14 protein-coding genes are annotated in these 16,237 nt (G+C 71.9%); 9 read left to right on the plus strand and 5 right to left on the minus strand.

Annotated features, from left to right (window positions below):
* Positions 1-82: 82 nt before the first annotated feature.
* Positions 83-925 carry an ABC transporter ATP-binding protein gene (locus tag ACZ49B_RS20655; protein WP_468307856.1) on the plus strand — a complete coding sequence of 281 codons (843 nt, stop codon included), beginning with the start codon at positions 83-85 and terminating at the stop codon, positions 923-925.
* Positions 922-2,580, plus strand: coding sequence for a transporter (locus ACZ49B_RS20660; RefSeq protein ID WP_468307858.1), 1,659 nt, complete (start codon positions 922-924; stop codon positions 2,578-2,580). The genes ACZ49B_RS20655 and ACZ49B_RS20660 overlap by 4 nt, the downstream gene beginning before the upstream one ends.
* 88 nt (positions 2,581-2,668) lie before the next feature.
* Here ACZ49B_RS20660 and ACZ49B_RS20665 read toward each other — a convergent pair whose 3' ends face one another.
* Complete coding sequence (locus ACZ49B_RS20665; protein WP_468307861.1) at positions 2,669-3,664, minus strand: helix-turn-helix transcriptional regulator; 996 nt, start codon at positions 3,662-3,664, stop codon at positions 2,669-2,671.
* 160 nt (positions 3,665-3,824) lie between these two features.
* Here ACZ49B_RS20665 and ACZ49B_RS20670 point away from each other — a divergent pair, with 160 nt between their 5' ends.
* The 4 genes from ACZ49B_RS20670 (at position 3,825) to ACZ49B_RS20685 (ending at position 7,881) form a co-directional block, all read left to right on the plus strand.
* On the plus strand, positions 3,825-4,304 hold the full coding sequence (locus ACZ49B_RS20670; protein ID WP_468307864.1) for a hypothetical protein: 480 nt from the start codon (positions 3,825-3,827) through the stop codon (positions 4,302-4,304).
* Between the two features lie 166 nt (positions 4,305-4,470).
* Complete coding sequence (locus ACZ49B_RS20675) at positions 4,471-4,635, plus strand: hypothetical protein (protein ID WP_468307867.1); 165 nt, start codon at positions 4,471-4,473, stop codon at positions 4,633-4,635.
* 189 nt (positions 4,636-4,824) lie between these two features.
* Positions 4,825-6,468: a CHAP domain-containing protein gene (locus ACZ49B_RS20680; RefSeq protein WP_468307869.1), complete on the plus strand. Its 1,644-nt coding sequence runs from the start codon at positions 4,825-4,827 to the stop codon at positions 6,466-6,468.
* A 153-nt stretch (positions 6,469-6,621) separates the two neighbouring features.
* Positions 6,622-7,881 (plus strand): transglycosylase family protein, encoded by a 1,260-nt coding sequence (locus ACZ49B_RS20685; protein ID WP_468307872.1) that lies wholly within the window; start codon positions 6,622-6,624, stop codon positions 7,879-7,881.
* An 85-nt stretch (positions 7,882-7,966) separates the two neighbouring features.
* Here ACZ49B_RS20685 and ACZ49B_RS20690 read toward each other — a convergent pair whose 3' ends face one another.
* Complete coding sequence (locus ACZ49B_RS20690; RefSeq protein ID WP_468307875.1) at positions 7,967-8,851, minus strand: alpha/beta fold hydrolase; 885 nt, start codon at positions 8,849-8,851, stop codon at positions 7,967-7,969.
* A gap of 296 nt (positions 8,852-9,147) precedes the next feature.
* Positions 9,148-9,840: a metal-dependent transcriptional regulator gene (locus ACZ49B_RS20695; RefSeq protein ID WP_030156851.1), complete on the minus strand. Its 693-nt coding sequence runs from the start codon at positions 9,838-9,840 to the stop codon at positions 9,148-9,150.
* Positions 9,841-10,030: 190 nt separating this feature from the next.
* On the opposite strand from ACZ49B_RS20695, the gene ACZ49B_RS20700 reads away from it, so the two are divergent.
* The gene (locus tag ACZ49B_RS20700; protein WP_468307877.1) at positions 10,031-10,786 is read left to right on the plus strand and encodes an SIS domain-containing protein; all 756 of its coding nucleotides are present in this window, start codon (positions 10,031-10,033) and stop codon (positions 10,784-10,786) included.
* A 36-nt stretch (positions 10,787-10,822) separates the two neighbouring features.
* Here ACZ49B_RS20700 and ACZ49B_RS20705 read toward each other — a convergent pair whose 3' ends face one another.
* On the minus strand, positions 10,823-12,157 hold the full coding sequence (locus ACZ49B_RS20705) for a PAS domain-containing protein (protein ID WP_468307880.1): 1,335 nt from the start codon (positions 12,155-12,157) through the stop codon (positions 10,823-10,825).
* Between the two features lie 273 nt (positions 12,158-12,430).
* Here ACZ49B_RS20705 and iscB point away from each other — a divergent pair, with 273 nt between their 5' ends.
* Entirely contained in the window at positions 12,431-13,948 is a 1,518-nt protein-coding gene (gene iscB, locus ACZ49B_RS20710) for an RNA-guided endonuclease IscB (RefSeq protein WP_468307882.1), read from the plus strand.
* A gap of 272 nt (positions 13,949-14,220) precedes the next feature.
* On the opposite strand, the gene pdxH is transcribed toward iscB, so the two are convergent.
* The gene (pdxH, locus tag ACZ49B_RS20715) at positions 14,221-14,883 is read right to left on the minus strand and encodes a pyridoxamine 5'-phosphate oxidase (protein WP_468307885.1); all 663 of its coding nucleotides are present in this window, start codon (positions 14,881-14,883) and stop codon (positions 14,221-14,223) included.
* Positions 14,884-15,083: 200 nt separating this feature from the next.
* Here pdxH and ACZ49B_RS20720 point away from each other — a divergent pair, with 200 nt between their 5' ends.
* The gene (locus ACZ49B_RS20720) at positions 15,084-16,190 is read left to right on the plus strand and encodes a citrate synthase 2 (RefSeq protein ID WP_468307887.1); all 1,107 of its coding nucleotides are present in this window, start codon (positions 15,084-15,086) and stop codon (positions 16,188-16,190) included.
* The last annotated feature ends 47 nt before the right edge of the window (positions 16,191-16,237 follow it).

Genomic DNA, 16,237 nt, shown 5'->3' on the forward strand with positions numbered 1-16,237 from the left:
CATAAGTAACTGCCCCCGCCTCACCCCGTCCTCCTATCGTGAAGAACGCAGGACCACGGGGAACACAGCGAGAGGCAGGCGCATGCCGGACCAGGCAGATGCGACGGGTGGGACGTACGGACCGGACGGCGCGCGAACCGCGCCGTCCGCCGGACGGGCGGCGGTACGGGTAGAGGGTCTGTGGAAGCGCTTCGGCGACCAGGTCGCGGTCGCGGGCATCGACCTCGAGCTGCCCGCGGGGCAGTTCATCGGCCTGGTCGGGCCGAACGGCGCGGGCAAGACGACGACGCTGTCGATGGTGACGGGGCTGCTGCGCCCCGACATGGGGCGGGTCTTCGTCGCCGGGCACGACGTGTGGAGCGACCCGGTCGAGGTGAAGTCGCGGATCGGCGTGCTGCCGGAGGGGCTGCGGCTGTTCGAGCGGCTGTCGGGGCGCGAACTGCTCGGCTACATGGGCCGGCTGCGCGGGCTGCCGGGCGAGGAGACCGACAAGCGGGCCACTCAGCTGCTGGAGGTCCTGGACCTCGCGGGCGCGCAGCACAAGCTGGTCGTGGACTACTCGACGGGCATGCGGAAGAAGATCGGCCTGGCCGCCGCCCTGCTGCACAACCCCGAAGTGCTGTTCCTGGACGAGCCGTTCGAGGGCGTCGACCCGGTGTCGGCGCAGACCATCCGCGGGGTGCTGGAGCGGTACACCTCGTCCGGCGCCACGGTCGTCTTCTCCTCCCACGTCATGGAGCTGGTCGAGTCGCTGTGCGACTGGGTCGCCGTCATGGCCGCCGGCCGGATCCGCGCCGCGGGCCCGCTGGCCGACGTACGGGGCGAGGCGCCCTCGCTGCAGGCCGCGTTCCTGGAGCTGGTCGGCGCGGGCGGCCGCGACGCGGGCGACTCGCTGGACTGGCTCGGCGGGCAGGCGGCCCGATGAGCGCCGCATCCGCCTCCGCTCCGACCGCCACCACGGCCGCGGCGCCGGCCGCGGCCGGCGCGGCCGACCTGACCTCGGTCTTCGTCAGCCTCAAGCTGTCGCTGATCCGCAACGGGCTCAAGGGCTCGTCGAAGCGGAAGGCCGCCTACTTCGGCTCGCTGGCGTTCGCGCTGGTCGTGGCCTGCTTCGCGATGCTCGGCCTGGCCGTGCTGCACGGGAACGCGCATGCGGGCACGGTCGTCGTCCTGCTCGCCGCGATCCTGGCACTGGGCTGGACGTTCATGCCGCTGTTCTTCCCCAGCGGGGACGAGACGCTCGACCCGAGCCGGCTGGTCATGCTGCCACTGCGCCCGCGTCCGCTCGTACGGGCCCTGCTGGCCTCCTCGCTGGTCGGGATCGGCCCGCTGTTCACGGTCTTCCTGGCGGTGGGCTCGGTGGTGGCCGTCGCGCGGGGCGCGGCGGGCATCGTGGCCGCCGTACCGGCCGTACCGCTCCTGGTGCTGGGCTGCGTCACGCTGGCCCGCGCGGTGGCCACGGCCAACGTACGGCTGCTGACCAGCCGCAAGGGGCGTGACCTCGCGCTGCTCAGCGGGCTGCTGATCGCGGTGGGCGCGCAGCTGGCGAACTTCGCCAGCCAGCGCCTGTTCCAGTCGGGCGGCCTGGCCCAGCTGGAGCCGGTCGAGGCCGTGGTGCGGTGGCTGCCGCCCGCGACGGCCGTCGGCATGGTGGACTCCGCGAGCAAGGGCTCGTACGGCGTGGCGGCGGCGCAGCTGGCCGTGACCGTCCTGGCGCTGGTCCTGCTCCTGCGGTTCTGGGAGCGGAGCCTGACGACCCTGATGGTCACCCCGGACGGCTCGACGATCGCGGCCGCGAAGCCGACGGCGAAGCGGGAGTCCGCGGGCGGCGCCGGGGTCTGGTCGTTCCTGCCGGGCGGGCGGACGGGCGCGGTCATGCAGCGCACGCTGCGGTACGTGGTCCGGGACCCGAAGACGAAGTCGGCGTGGGTGACGGCGCTGGCGATCGGCGTGATCGTCCCGGTCTTCAACGCCCTCCAGGGCACGGGCTCGGTGTACCTGGCCTGCTTCGGCGCGGGCATGCTCGGCGTCCAGATGTACAACCAGTTCGGGCAGGACACCTCGGCGTTCTGGATGGTCGCGCAGACCATCTCGACCCCGCGGGAAGCGTTCGCGGAGCTGCGCGCCCGCGCGTACGCCCTGGCCCTGGTCACCGTCCCCTACACGGTCGCGGTCACGGCGGTCACGGCGGCGCTGGTCCACAACTGGGGCGGTTTCCCGGCGGCGCTCGGGGTGGCCCTGGCCCTGCTGGGCTCGATGCTGTGCACGGGCGCGCTGGCCTCGGCCCGGTTCCCGTACTCGATCCCGACGGAAGGCGCCTTCAAGAACGTCGTCCCGGGGCAGGCCGGGCTCGCCTGGGCGGGCATCTTCGGCGGCATGCTCGCGTCGGCGGTGATCTGCTCCCCGGTGATCGTCCTGGCGGTCTACCTCAACGTGGCGGACCACCCGTCGCTGACCTGGATCCTGCTGCCGCTGGGGACGGCCTGGGGAACGCTGGCCACCTGGACGGGCCTGCGCCTGGCGGCGCCGACGGTGGCCCGGAAGCTGCCGGAGATCCTGCTGGCGGTCAGCAAGGGCTGAGCCGCTGCGGGTGACGGCGTACGAAAGGGGGTGACCGGCGGGAAGCGCCGGTCACCCCCTTTCTCTGGTCCTCGTCCGCGCAGGACGATTAGGCGGTGCTGGGCAGCCATCCGTGCTGGACGGCCCGTACGCCGAACTCGAACCGGCTTGCCGCGTCGAGCCGTTCCATCAGACCGTTGGCCAGCCGCCGCGCCGTCCGCGGCGAGACGGCCAGGCGCTTGGCGATCGCTTCGTCGGTCAGCCCCTGCGCCAGGAGCCGGATCACCGTGCTCTCCTGCGCGCTCAGCCCGCCCGTGTCCCGCTCCTGCTCCGCGCCGAGCGGCTGCGCCGAGCCCCACACGTTGTCGAAGAGCGCGCACAGTGCCGTCAGGGTGCCGTGGCCCGTCAGGACCACGGCACCGGCGGCGCTGTCGTCGCTGCTGACGGGGATGACGGCCGTGGTCCGGTCGAAGATCATCAGGCGGGTCGGCAGGTCAGGGGCGGTCCGTACCTCTCCGCCGAGCTCGGTCAGCCACGTCGCGTACGACACGGTGGTCTGGCTGTTGCGCACGCTGTCCTGGAACAGGGAGCGCATCCGCACCCCGCGGCTCAGCAGTACCTCGTCGCTCGACTTCGACGCATCCAGGGTCTCCGGCCGGTGGCCGCCCCCCGGCGCGAAGGTCATCAGCTCGGTCTTCACCCCGTGCGCGAGGCTCGCGATCCGGCTCCGGATCTCGTCCAGGCCCACCAGCTGCTCGACGCCGGGACTGGAGGCGGCCGGGGTCAGATCCGCGAACTCCGCGATGAGCTGCGCGGCAGCGGCACGGGACGCCTCGATCCGCAGCTGCTGAGCCGCCAACTCGGCCTGCTGGCGGGCCATCAGGAGTTCCATGCCCACTTCGGGCGCGACCGCGCGCAGTTCCCCGGCCTGCTCGTAGGAGGGCCGGACCAGGGCCAGCTCGCTGAGCAGGTCCAGACTGCGCCGGACGTCCCCCTCCGTCAGGGCGAGGCGGTCGGCGAGCGCGGCCACGCCCTCGCGCGGATACGCGAGCATGGCCCGGTACAGGGCCTCCGTAGTCGTGTCGAGGCCAAGAGTTGCAAGCACAGCGATCCCCCCCGGGCATACCCCTGTCGATCAGGGCAGATTGATCATCGCATGCAGAATTTCGGAGGGAGCGGTACGTCCGTGGCCTGTTCCGGCCACGGCCCCAACCGTCCCGCTTAACCCCTTCTGTCCGATCCCGTGTTGTGGGAACAGTGGATACATGTACCTCATCCACGCCACGCTCCGGGCCCCTTCTGCCGATGTCCAACTCCCGTCCCACACAGCGGAACTCGTGCGCGAGCTCTCCGATGCCCACAACCCGGTGGAGCACGTCTCGGCGCATCCGTACGCGCATCCGGACCCGGTGCTCGGGGTCTTCCTGCTCGCCGAGAGCCTCGACGAGGCGGAGACGCGTACGAAGGCACTGGCGCGCCGCGCGGTCGCCGAGGTGCCGGCCCTGCGGGGCTGGACCGTCGCCCGGGTCGGAGTGCCCCTCGTCGCGCCGTACTACGAGCGCCTCCTGGCGGCCGCTCCCGGACCGGCCGCTGTCGGGCTGTCCGCTTCCGGGGTGTCCGCTGTCGGGCTGTCCGCTTCCGGGGTGTCCGCTGTCGGGCTGTCCGCTTCCGGGGTGTCCGCTGTCGGGCTGTCCGCTTCCGGCCCCGCTGGCCGGATCGGTCCAGGACCGGTTCCGTCCACCTGAAAGCCCTTCCACCCGTCCTGACCTGCGACGAAGCTAGTTCTTGCCAGCAGGGAACACCGGAAACACCAACCCGGCCGGCACCACCGGACGAAGCGTCACCGCGGGACGCGAGACCGGATCAGCCGTTCACCACAGCTCTCGCAGCTCTCGCCGAAGGACCATCGCCATGCTTCGCACCCGCTTCGCCAAGGCCGCCGCGGTCGCCTCTCTCGCCCTCGCCGCCGTCACCCCGGCCCTCGCCGGCCACTACGGCTCCGCCGACACCCACGTCTCCGCCACCACGGCGTGGGAGACCGCCCCGGTCGGCCTGAACACCACCGCCTGGGAGTAGTTCGGACGCCGGTCCACCGGCCCCCGAACCTCAACCCGCGAGCTGCGCCCGGCGACCTGACAGCTGCTCCTGCAGGGCAGCCGTCCTTCGTGCCACGGCGCGCTCACACTCTTCCGGCCTGTATCAGGCCTGCCTGCGGCATCCCGCAGTGCCACCCCACACTTCTGCCACGCCATCAGGAGCTCCGTCATGTCCAGCAACACCCTCAAGACCGCCGCCATCCGCCTCACCTCCGCCTCCGCCCTGGCCGTCACCGTCCTGACCGGAGTCGTCGCCTCTCCGGCCAGCGCCTCGCCCCTGACGGACGGCATCTCCGCCACCGCACGGGCCGAGGAGGGCCGCGGAGCCTGTGCGAACGGCGGTTACTGGACCGGCGTCTCCCCGCAGAACAACAGCTGTGTCAACGGCAGAACGGACCACGCCTGGTGCGCCGACTTCGTCGGCTGGGCCTGGGCGCGCAACGGGGTCACCGGTCTGTCCAGCCTGACGGACGGGGCGGCCAGCTTCATGTCCTACGGCAGGAAGTACGGGACGCTGTCGAACACCCCGCACGTCGGTGACGCGGTCGTCTACGGCTACGACGGTGGCAACTGGGCCCAGCACGTGGCCGTCGTCACCGGGATCTCCGGGAGCAAGGTCACCATCACCGGCGGAAACCAGGGCCACACCCAGAACCCGAACGGCATCGTCACCACCAACTCCACTTACGACTGGCACGTCGGCGACTCCCCCTGGGGCCAGCGGATCAGCGGCTACATCTCCCCGGCCGGCTCCACGACGCACTCCCTCCCGAACCCGGCCTCGCTGGCCGACGGCACGCTGGTGAAGTCGGGGAACGGCCCCGAGGTCAAGGTGATGATCAAGGGCTCCGGCATCCCGGTCGCCGCCTCCGACGTCACCCCGGACAAGTACGACCTGAGCAAGGTCGTGACGGTGGACGACACGGCCTTCCGGGCCCTGCCGAGCGCTCCGCCGGCCGGCACCGTGGTCCACGACGCGGCGGGCGGCGCCAACCGCTACGTGGTCATCGACGGTGCGGCGCTGCTGATCGGTGCCGAGGACTGGACCGCCGCCGGTTACAACAACCGTCCGGACATGGGCGTTCCGACCGCGTGGCTGCAGAACGCCGCCCAGCGCGACCTGCCGAGCGGGATCGTCGTGATGGACCAGACCGGGACCGACCCTGGCCGGTACGCCGTCATCAACGGTGCGGCCCTGCACATCTCGGCCTCCGAGTGGACGGCCGACGAGTACAACCTGCAGACCCTGATGGGCGTCCCGGCCCAGTGGCTGAAGGCCGCGATCGCCAAGTCCCCCGCGACCGGCACCGTGATGATGGACCAGTCGGGCACCGACCCGAACCGCTACGTCATGATCGCCGGTTCCGCGGTGCACATCTCGGCCTCCGAGTGGACCGCGAACGGCTACAACCAGCAGAGCCTGATGGGCGTTCCGGGCGAGTGGCTCGCCTCCGCGGCGGCCAAGCAGGTGGCCAACGGCTCGATCGTCAAGGACGCCTCGGGTGCCAACGCCACGGTCTACGTGATGGCCGGCGGTGTCGCGGTCCCGCTGACCTACGCCGACTTCACCGGCTTCGGCTACGACAAGCTCTCGCTGCTCGGCACCCCGGGCGAGTGGCTCACCTCGGCCGCCGCGAAGGCCGCCCCGGCCGACGGCACGATGCTCCTGTCGCCCGACAGCAACACCGTCTGGCAGATCCAGGGCGGCAAGAAGCGTGCGATGTCCGGCTCCGAGTTCGGCGCGGGCAAGCTCAGCTTCAGCGACGTGATCAGCGTCCCGACCGCCTTCACGGCGAAGTTCCCGACCGTCTGATCCCCCTCCCCCGCCTGAGCCGCCCGCCCGGTCCACACCGGCCGGGCGGCTCGGGTCGGCCCGGGGCCTTCGCCCCGCAACTCCCGTTCTGCCTCCCTTGCTTCGCAGCCGCCGGCTCCCCGGCCTGCCCCTGAACCCACCGAGGAACCCGCCATGCCGTCCGCCGCCCGCAAGAAGTCCGCACTCGCCGTGACCGCCACCGCCCTAGTCGCCATCGCCGCCCCGCTCCTGACGACCACCACCGCCTCGGCCGCCTCCGTGTCGACCTGGGACAAGGTCGCCCAGTGCGAGGCCAGCGGCAACTGGTCGATCATCGACTCCACCTACACGTACTTCGGCGGGCTCCAGATATCGATGTCGACCTGGCGCGCCTTCGGCGGAACGCAGTACGCCGACCGCGCCGACCACGCGACCAAGCAGCAGCAGATCCTGATCGGCGAGAAGATCCTCGCGGGCCAGGGCGAGCGCGCCTGGCCGAACTGCGGCCCCGCCGCCGGCCTCGGCGCCGACCACGCCAACCCGTACCCGACCGCCCCCTCGTACCCCAGCCCCACGTCGCTGGCGAGCGGCACGCTGGTGAAGTCGCCGAACGGTCCGGCCGTGAAGGTGATGATCGACAAGGCGGGCGTCCCGGTGGCGGCCTCCGACGTCGCCCCGGACCACTACGACCTGAGCAAGATCGTGCTCGTGGACGACGCAGCCTTCAACGGCCTGCCCAGCTCGCCCCCGGCCGGCACGGTCGTCCACGACCAGGCGGGCGGCGCCAACCGCTACGTGATCATCGACGGTGCCGCGCTGCCGATCTCTGCCTCGGACTGGACGAAGGACGGCTACAACGTCCGCCCCGACATGGGCGTGCCGACCGCGTGGCTGCAGAGCGCGGCGCAGCGCACCGTGTCGAACGGCCGGGTCGTGATGGACCAGACCGGCACCGACCCGGCCCGGTACGTCATGGTGAACGGTTCGGCGCTGCACATCTCGGCCTCCGAGTGGACGGCCAACGGGTACGACAGCCGTTCCCTGATGGGCGTTCCCACGGACTGGCTGGCCGCCGGCAGCGCCAGGCAGGTCCCGAACGGCACGGTCGTGAAGGACGTCTCGGGTGCGGACGCCACGGTCTACGTGATGGCGGGCGGGGTCGCGGTTCCGCTGACCTACGCCGACTTCACCGGCATGGGCTACGACAAGCGCCCGCTGGAGAGCACCCCCGGCACGTGGCTGAAGTCGGCCGCCGCGAAGGCCGCCCCGGCTGACGGCACGATGCTGCTCTCGCCCGACAGCAACACCGTCTGGCAGATCCAGGGCGGCAAGAAGCGGGCCATGACCGCGGATGAGTTCGGCGCCGGCAAGCTCAGCTTCAACGACGTCGTCAACGTCCCGACCGCGTTCACGGCGAAGCTGCCGACCGTCTGAACGGTCCGGGCAAGGGCCCGTACGGGCCGGGCCGGGTACTCGCGCGCCGATGCCGGCGCTCGAGTACCCGGCTTCTCGCGTTCCGTCATGGAGCGTCGGCCCTGATGCCGTTCAGGAAGGGTTCCAGGGCGGCGCGCCACGCCGTCGGCTGGTCGTAGTGGAGGTAGTGGCCCGCGTCGGGGATCTCGGCGTACTGGCCGGCGGGCAGGACGCGGACCATCTCCTGGGCCTCCGCGCGGCCCAGTTCGCCGTCCAGGCCCCGGACGACGAGGGTCGGGCAGCGGACCTGGGCCAGTTCCTCCCAGTGCGCGTCGTGGACCCAGGTCTCGCGGGCCTTCAGCATCTGGCGGCGGGAGAACAGGGGGCGCCAGCCGTCCGGGGCCTGGTGCATCACCTCGGCGAAGAAGGCGCCGCGGCCGGGGTCGGGGCGTTCCACCCGGGGGTCGTCCTCGCCGAACCAGCGGCGGGCGGCGTCCTGGGTGGGGAAGGGGAGGGGCCAGCGGTGGAACCATTCCTCCCATTCCTGCTGGGAGGCCTCGCCGAGGGCGGAGGCGCGCATGTCGCAGATGACGAGGGCCTCGACCAGGTCGGGGCGGCGGGCGGCCAGCTGCCAGCCGGTGAGGGCGCCCATGGAGTGGCCGATCAGGGTCACGGGGCCCAGGCCGAGCTGCTCGACGACGGCTTCGGCATCGGCCACGAAGGCCTCGCGCCCCAGACGGGTCGAGGCGCCGGGGCCGGCAGGGGGGCGGTCGCTCTGGCCGTGGCCGCGCTGGTCGAGGGCCACGACGCGGCGGTTCTCGGCGAGCCAGCGGGCGGTGCCCGCCCAGTGGAAGGCGCGGCCCATCAGGCCGTGGAGTAACAGCACCCGGGGGGCGTGAGGATCCGGGGGCGCAGTGGCGGCGGATTCCCGGAACTCCCAGGCGGCCAGGCGCACACCGTCGGCTCCTGTCACATCGATGCGCTCTACCACGGCAGATGCACCCCCTTCGCTCCCGGCCAGACTATCGAACCCGTATTCGAAAACGGGGTTCTCGGCTCCAACACCGCTCTTTCGAGTGACCTTGCTCAAGGATTGGCCGCCGCTGCCGATGGAGATCCTTTCAACAGGGAGGCGGGCCGCTCGGGGAAGACGGTCCGAAGGGGATGACCTTGAGAGCTCGGGGCTCCAGGTCAACAAAGGGGAGGACCGGTCCCGGCGCCGCAAGGCGCCGGGACCGCCCACTTCCACCACCCTCGAACGCCGCGTGCGTGCGTGCGTGCGCAGGGTCAGCGCTTGGCCACGAACACGTGCGAGGCGATCTCCGCGTCCAGTTCTGCGGCCTCGCCGCCGCTGCCGACCAGCACACCGCCCGGCGATTCGGTCACGCTGACCACCGAGCCGGGCTGCACGCCCGCCCGCCGCAGCGTGTACATCAGCTGGGCGTCCGTCTGGATCGGCTCCCCGATCCGGCGCACGACCACCGTCTTGCCGTCCGCACCCGGGTCCAGCTCCGACAGGCTGACCATGCCGTCCTCCAGGAACGGATCCGCCTCGGCCTTCTCGCCCAGCTCCTCCAGCCCCGGGATCGGGTTCCCGTACGGCGACTCGGTCGGGTGGCGCAGCAGCTCCAGCACCCGCCGCTCCACCGCTTCGCTCATCACGTGCTCCCAGCGGCAGGCCTCGGCGTGCACCTGCTCCCACTCCAGGCCGATGACGTCGACGAGCAGGCATTCCGCGAGCCGGTGCTTGCGCATCACGCGCGTCGCCAGCCGCCGGCCCTCCTCCGTCAGCTCCAGGTGACGGTCGCTCGCCACGGCCACCAGGCCGTCCCGCTCCATGCGCGCCACCGTCTGGCTCACCGTCGGACCGCTCTGGTCGAGCCGCTCGGCGATACGGGCGCGCATGGGGACCACGCCTTCCTCTTCCAGCTCGAGGATGGTGCGGAGATACATCTCCGTGGTATCGATCAGTCCGGACATTCGTGCCCCTCGGATATCGTGCGCTGGCCCTGCCCCCAATTCTGACGCATCGCGCGGACAACCGTCCCGTGCCGGACGTCAAGCGCTGCCCGGGACGTCCATTGACGTTCGTATTGACACGCCCTTGGTCCAGACCGCACGGTGAGCGGCGGACACGGACGAACCCCACCTCTGGAAGGGCCATCGGCGTATGAGCGAGAGCAAGCTGGCCGGTCAGTTCCTCGACGCCGCGATCGGGCTCCTGCAGCGGGTGCGCGACGAGGAGGCCGCGCACATCGCCGAGGCGGGCACCGCCGTCGCCGACGCCGTCGCCGCCGGGAACCGGCTCTTCGTCTTCGGCGCGGGCCACTCCTCGCTCCCCGCGCAGGACGTGGTCTACCGGGCCGGCGGACTCGCCCTGGTGAACTTCCTCGCCGTCCCCGGCACCGTCGGCGTCGACGTCATGCCGGCCACCCTCGGCAGCGCCCTGGAGCGGGTCGACGGCCTCGCCGGGGCCGTCCTCGACAGCAGCCCGGCCGCCGACGGCGACGTCCTCGTGATCATCTCCCTCTCCGGGCGCAACGCCCTGCCGGTCGAGATGGCCATGAACGCCCGCGCCATCGGCCTGAAGGTCATCGGCGTGACCTCCGTGGCGTACGCGACGGAGACCAAGTCGCGGCACGTCTCGGACACCTTCCTCAAGGACCACTGCGACATCGTCCTCGACAGCAAGATCGCGGTCGGCGACGCCGAGCTGAGCCTCGACGGCATCGACGCACCCTTCGCGCCCGCCTCCACCGTTGTGACCAGCGCGATCATGCAGGCCGTGATGGCGGCGGCCGCCGGCGAGCTCGCCGCCCGCGGGCTGGAGCCCCCGCTGCTGCGCTCGGGCAACGTCGACGGCGGCCACGAATGGAACGGCCGCGTCCTCCAGGAGTACGGGGACCGGATCTTCTTCCGCCACTGAGCGGCCGCGGGCCAGGCAGGACTCTGCGGACACCCCCTAGGAGCGCGGTGATCCGTCGTCGGGGGTGCGGGGCCAGGCGGCCAGGTCGAGATCGGCCGCGACCCGGGCCGCCACCTCCTCCGCGTACGCCGCGTCCGCCTGCTCGAAGGCGGCCCGTGAAGCCCCCCGTACGAAGGTCAGCGCGCCCAGGGTCCGCCCGCGGCTGCGCAGCACCGTGCACAGCACGTGCGCCGCGTCCTGCGGCCACTGCCGGTCCCGCGCCCAGCCCGCGCCCGCCTCCCCGCGCGGGGCACTCGTTCGCACCGAGCCGATCCGGTCCAGCGCCTGCAGCGCCGGGTGCCCCGGCTCGTACCGCGCCGGGATCGCCCCCGCCCCGGGCAGCACCGGCGGCGAGGCTGCCACCCGTACGAGACGCTGCCGGTCCGGGTCGGCCGACTGCTCCAGCACGTCGAGCAGCGCGTGCTCCGCGAAGCCGGCGAGGGCGAAGTCCAGCCGTACCGCGGCCGCCTCGGCCGGGTCCTCGCACTCGGCGGCCGCCCGGCCCGAGCGGTGCAGCTGGCCGGCCCGGAACCGCAGCTGCGCCGTGTCGAGCGCCGTCTGCCGGGCCTCGGTGATGTCCTGGAACAGCCAGCCGACCCCGAGCGGCACCGGCTCCTCCGCCAGCGGCGAGCCCAGCCGCAGGAACCCCGACCGCCAACACCGCCGCCGCACCCCCTCCGGCGTGCGGACGGACACCCACAGCTCCACGGGCGCCGGCGTCGACCCGTCCGCGAGCACGTGCTGCAGCGCACCCTCCAGCTCCTCGACGCCCTGGACCAGCAGCTCCCCCAGCGGCCGGCCGAGCAGCGCGGTGCGCCCCGATCCGAAGGCGCGGGCGGCGTGCGCGTTGACCACGGCGGGCCGAAGATCCACGTCGACGAGGACGACCCCCCACGAGGCGTCGTCCATCAGCGCCTCGCTGAGCGCGATGGACCGCTCCAGGTCGATCTGGGCGTGGACCTCGCTGAAGGCGCAGTACACCCCGGCGGGCTTCCCGTCCGCCCCGGGCACCCCGGCGGACTGGGTCCGCACGAGCACCCGCCCGCCCTCCTTGGTCAGCAGCGCGAACTCGTGCACCTGCCGCCCGGGCACGTCCTGGGCGGCCATCAGCCGCTCCTCGACGTCCTGCGCATCGGCGGCGCGCACGGCCCACCCGGCGAAGCCCTTGCGCCCGACCGCCTCGGTGGCGCTCCAGCCGAGGATCCGCTCGGCCTCACGGTTCCAGTGCGTGATCACGCCGTCGGCGTCGAACGCGCACAAGGCCGCGTCCATCCCGTCCAGCAGCGCTGCGAGCAGATCGTCGGTGGGCTCACTCCGTCCGGAAGCACTCACCTGGCACCCCCTGCAGGTGTTCGCGTGTGCGGCACGTCAGATCATTCAACTGGAACGTGACGCAGCCCACACCGCATTCCCGAAAACAGCCGTCGCGAGCTTTCATCGTGCACCCGTGACACACGTTCGGGCGAAGCCTGTTCGTACGCCGGAACTCCCGAGTCCACCAGCGCATAGCGTCGCAGCCGCACGAGAAGGGAGGCCGCTCGCTCCGTATCGAACCGAGCGGCCAGCTCCAGTCATCACGATCACCGATCAGATGGGTGTGCATCGATGGCTACGTTTCCTGCAGGCGAGAAGACCCACCGGGCTGTGCTTCCTCAGCAGCCCGCTCTGGAATCCGTGGGAGCAGACACCCCTGGGAGCAGGGACGAAACGGCCCACGGACTCCCCACCGCACGGCGGGGCGCCGACAGCGAACATGGGCGAGGGGAGACCCGCGGGGACCGCACCGAGCCCCGCGGGCGACACGCCGCCTCCGATGCCAAGGCAACGGGGACGGCAGAGAACGGGAACGGTGACGTTCCCCTCGGCGCGAGCCGGGTCTTTGTCCTGGCCAAGGGCGGGGAACCGCTGAAGCCCTGCCATCCGGCCCGAGCGCGTGAGCTGCTCGGAAGCGGGCGGGCCGTGGTCGCCCGCCGCGCGCCTTTCGTCATCCGGCTCACACGTCGGACCCTCGACGACTCCGAGGTGGACGGCGTGGAGGTCCGCATCGACCCAGGGTCCAGGAAGACCGGCATCGCCCTGACCGAGGACCGGATCCAGGCAGGCGGCCGGGGCGGCCCGGCCGTCGCCGTTCGCCTAGGGCTGCTGGCGGTCGAGCTCCGCCACCGCGGCGGGCAGATCCGTGACGGGATGCTGCGACGCGCGGGATACCGCCGTCGGCGCCGCTCGGCCAACCTCCGCCACCGCGCCCCGCGGAATCGGAACCGCACGAAGCCGGAGGGCTGGCTCCCGCCGTCCCTGCGGCACCGCGTGGACTCCACCCTGTCCCTCGTGCGTCGCCTGTGCCGATACGCGCCCGTCACCGCCCTTCACGTGAAGCGGGTGGCATTCGACACCTGTGCCATCGCAGGTGTCGACTACCGGCGAGGTACACGCGCGGGAGCCGAGATCCGCGCTTACCTGCTCGACAAGTGGGAACGGGCGTGCGCGTACTGCGGCGCATCCGGTGTGCCGCTGAACGTCGAGCACATCCGCCCGCGGAGCCGCGGCGGCTCCGGACGGCCGGCCGGCCCGGCTCCACCGGCTCATGTCGCAGGTACGGGCCGATCTTCACGACGCGGCCGCGATGAACGCCACCCGCTATCGACTGGCCGAGGCACTGGAGGCCTTGGGACCACCCGTACACGCCTGGTCCGGAGCCCGCACACGATGGAATCGCGAGGCCATGGGAGTGCCGAAGAGCCACACGCTCGATGCGCTTCTGACCGGAAATCTGGATCACGAGAACGGAGCCGCCGTGGCCGCATCCCTGAGCAGGTGCTGGCGGTGACGTCCACCGGCCGTGGCTCCTACGCTCGGACCACCCCCGACCGCCACGGCTTTCCGCGGCTGCTCCGCAGCCGGGTGAAGCGGCACCACGGCTTCGCCACCGGCGATCTTGTGCAAGCCGACGTCCCGAGGGGCAAGTGGCGGGGCCGCTGGGTGGGGAAGATCGCTGTGCGCGCCAGCGGCCAGCATCGGCTGACCACTGTGACCTGCAGGTTCGATGTCGGCCACGGGAACCTGCGGCTCTTGCAGCGCGGAGACGGCTACACGTACGAAATGGCCACGGAAATAATCCCTTGAGGCTCAGCTCACGGCGTCCTAGGCTGGCGCCACGCTGAGAAAGGAGGTGTTCCGAAGTGATTTCTACTCGGACTAGCGAGGTGACTGCGGGCTGACGCCCGTCGTCCACGCACCCAGTGCGGCGCCGACGTAAGCGTCGGCCAATCCCAAGCAGTCACCCGACCCGCGGGCTCGCCGGTACGTCCGGCCGGCTTCTCTCACTGCAGGAGAGAAACCCGAGCCCGCGGGTCGTCTGCGTTTCCGCGGGCCCGGCGTGATCCGAAAGACAGGCCCTAAGGGCAGAGGCGCTCGAGGCGCCACTTGCCGTCCTCGAGGACGTAGCGCAGGCGGTCGTGGAGCCGGTTCTCGTGGCCCTGCCAGAACTCCATCGCGTCGGGGACGACCCGGATGCCGCCCCACTCGGGCGGGACGGGGACCTGCTCGCCCTCGGGGTAGCGCTCCTCGAGTTCCGCGTAGCGGCGGTCGAGCTCGGCGCGGGATCCGATCACCCGGGACTGCTCGCTGGCCCAGGCGCCCAGCTGGGAGCCGTGCGGGCGGGAGCGGAAGTACGCCGCCGTCTCGTCGCGGCCGATCCGCGAGGCCGTGCCGGTGACGATGACCTGGCGGGCGATGGGGTGCCAGGGGAAGAGCAGCGCGACGTGCGGGTTCGCGTCGATCTCGCGGCCCTTGCGCGAGCCGTAGTTGGTGTAGAAGGCGAAGCCCCGCTCGTCGAACTGCTTCAGCAGCACCGTGCGGGAGCTGGGGCGGCCGTCGGGGGTCGCCGTCGAGACGACCATCGCGTTCGGTTCGAAGAGGTGCGAGTCGGCGGCCTGCTGGAACCACTCGGCGAACTGCCGCATGGGGTCCTCGGCGAGGCTCTCCTCGTGGACGATCTCCGAGCGGTACTGCTTGCGCATCGTGGCGGGGTCAATGTCCTGATCGGTCACGCCAGCCATCCTGCCGCAGGAGTGCTTGCAGCAGTGTGCCGTATGTCACGCTTCCGCCTGCCATCCGGAACCGCCAAAATCTTGGGGCCGGTCCGGAGGTCCCCACACGGGTGACCGACGGCCGTGCCGGGCATCAACGGGGATGACCGCGCCGGACCGCGAGTCACGCCGGGAGCCGCGCGTGTTCGCACTATCTGAGGAGCCGCCTGATGTCCGACTTCGTACCCGGGCTCGAAGGGGTCGTCGCGTTCGAGACCGAGATCGCCGAACCGGATAAGGAGGGTGGGTCGCTCCGCTACCGCGGGGTCGACATCGAGGATCTCGTCGGGCACGTCTCGTTCGGCAACGTCTGGGGCCTGCTGGTCGACGGGGCGTTCAACCCCGGTCTGCCCGCCGCCGAGCCCTTCCCGATCCCGGTGCACTCCGGTGACATCCGTGTCGACGTGCAGTCCGCCCTCGCCATGCTGGCCCCCGTGTGGGGTCTGAAACCGCTGCTCGACATCGACGAGCGGACCGCCCGTGACGACCTCGCGCGCGCCGCCGTGATGGCGCTGTCGTACGTCGCCCAGTCCGCGCGCGGGCAGGGCCGGCCGATGGTCCCGCAGAGCGAGATCGACAAGGCCGAGTCCGTGGTCGAGCGGTTCATGATCCGCTGGCGCGGTGAGCCGGACCCGAAGCACGTGAAGGCCGTCGACGCGTACTGGACCTCGGCCGCCGAGCACGGGATGAACGCCTCGACGTTCACCGCGCGGGTGATCGCGTCGACCGGTGCGGACGTCGCCGCCGCCCTCTCGGGCGCCGTCGGCGCCATGTCCGGGCCGCTGCACGGCGGTGCGCCGTCCCGCGTCCTCGGCATGATCGAGGAGATCGAGCGCAGCGGCGACGCCGTGGCGTACGTGAAGAAGGCCCTGGACAAGGGCGAGCGCCTGATGGGCTTCGGGCACCGCGTGTACCGGGCCGAGGACCCGCGCGCCCGCGTGCTGCGGCGCACCGCCAAGGAGCTGGACGCGCCGCGCTACGAGGTGGCCGCGGCGCTGGAGAAGGCCGCGCTGGAGGAGCTGCACGCGCGCCGCCCCGATCGGGTGCTCGCGACGAACGTGGAGTTCTGGGCCGCGATCATGCTGGACTTCGCGGAGGTCCCGGCGCACATGTTCACCTCGATGTTCACCTGCGCCCGGACCGCCGGCTGGTCGGCGCACATCCTGGAGCAGAAGCGGACGGGCCGCCTGGTGCGCCCGTCGGCCCGCTACATCGGGCCGGGCCAGCGCAACCCGCGCGAGATCGACGGGTACGCCGACATCGCCGCGACGGCCTGAGCGTCTCCTTCGTACGCCGGTCGCCGGTCAGGGCGCCGCCTCCCGTG

Source organism: Streptomyces sp. NPDC031132 (assembly GCF_055570595.1).

Excerpts from the sequence above, each read along its gene's own strand:
- ACZ49B_RS20655 (WP_468307856.1), top strand. The coding sequence starts at position 83 with ATGCCGGACCAGGCAGATGCGACGGGTGGGACGTACGGACCGGACGGC.
- ACZ49B_RS20660 (WP_468307858.1), top strand. The coding sequence starts at position 922 with ATGAGCGCCGCATCCGCCTCCGCTCCGACCGCCACCACGGCCGCGGCG.
- ACZ49B_RS20670 (WP_468307864.1), top strand. The coding sequence starts at position 3,825 with ATGTACCTCATCCACGCCACGCTCCGGGCCCCTTCTGCCGATGTCCAA.
- ACZ49B_RS20675 (WP_468307867.1), top strand. The coding sequence starts at position 4,471 with ATGCTTCGCACCCGCTTCGCCAAGGCCGCCGCGGTCGCCTCTCTCGCC.
- ACZ49B_RS20680 (WP_468307869.1), top strand. The coding sequence starts at position 4,825 with ATGTCCAGCAACACCCTCAAGACCGCCGCCATCCGCCTCACCTCCGCC.
- ACZ49B_RS20685 (WP_468307872.1), top strand. The coding sequence starts at position 6,622 with ATGCCGTCCGCCGCCCGCAAGAAGTCCGCACTCGCCGTGACCGCCACC.
- ACZ49B_RS20695 (WP_030156851.1), bottom strand. The coding sequence starts at position 9,840 with ATGTCCGGACTGATCGATACCACGGAGATGTATCTCCGCACCATCCTC.
- ACZ49B_RS20700 (WP_468307877.1), top strand. The coding sequence starts at position 10,031 with ATGAGCGAGAGCAAGCTGGCCGGTCAGTTCCTCGACGCCGCGATCGGG.
- iscB (WP_468307882.1), top strand. The coding sequence starts at position 12,431 with ATGGCTACGTTTCCTGCAGGCGAGAAGACCCACCGGGCTGTGCTTCCT.
- pdxH (WP_468307885.1), bottom strand. The coding sequence starts at position 14,883 with ATGGCTGGCGTGACCGATCAGGACATTGACCCCGCCACGATGCGCAAG.
- ACZ49B_RS20720 (WP_468307887.1), top strand. The coding sequence starts at position 15,084 with ATGTCCGACTTCGTACCCGGGCTCGAAGGGGTCGTCGCGTTCGAGACC.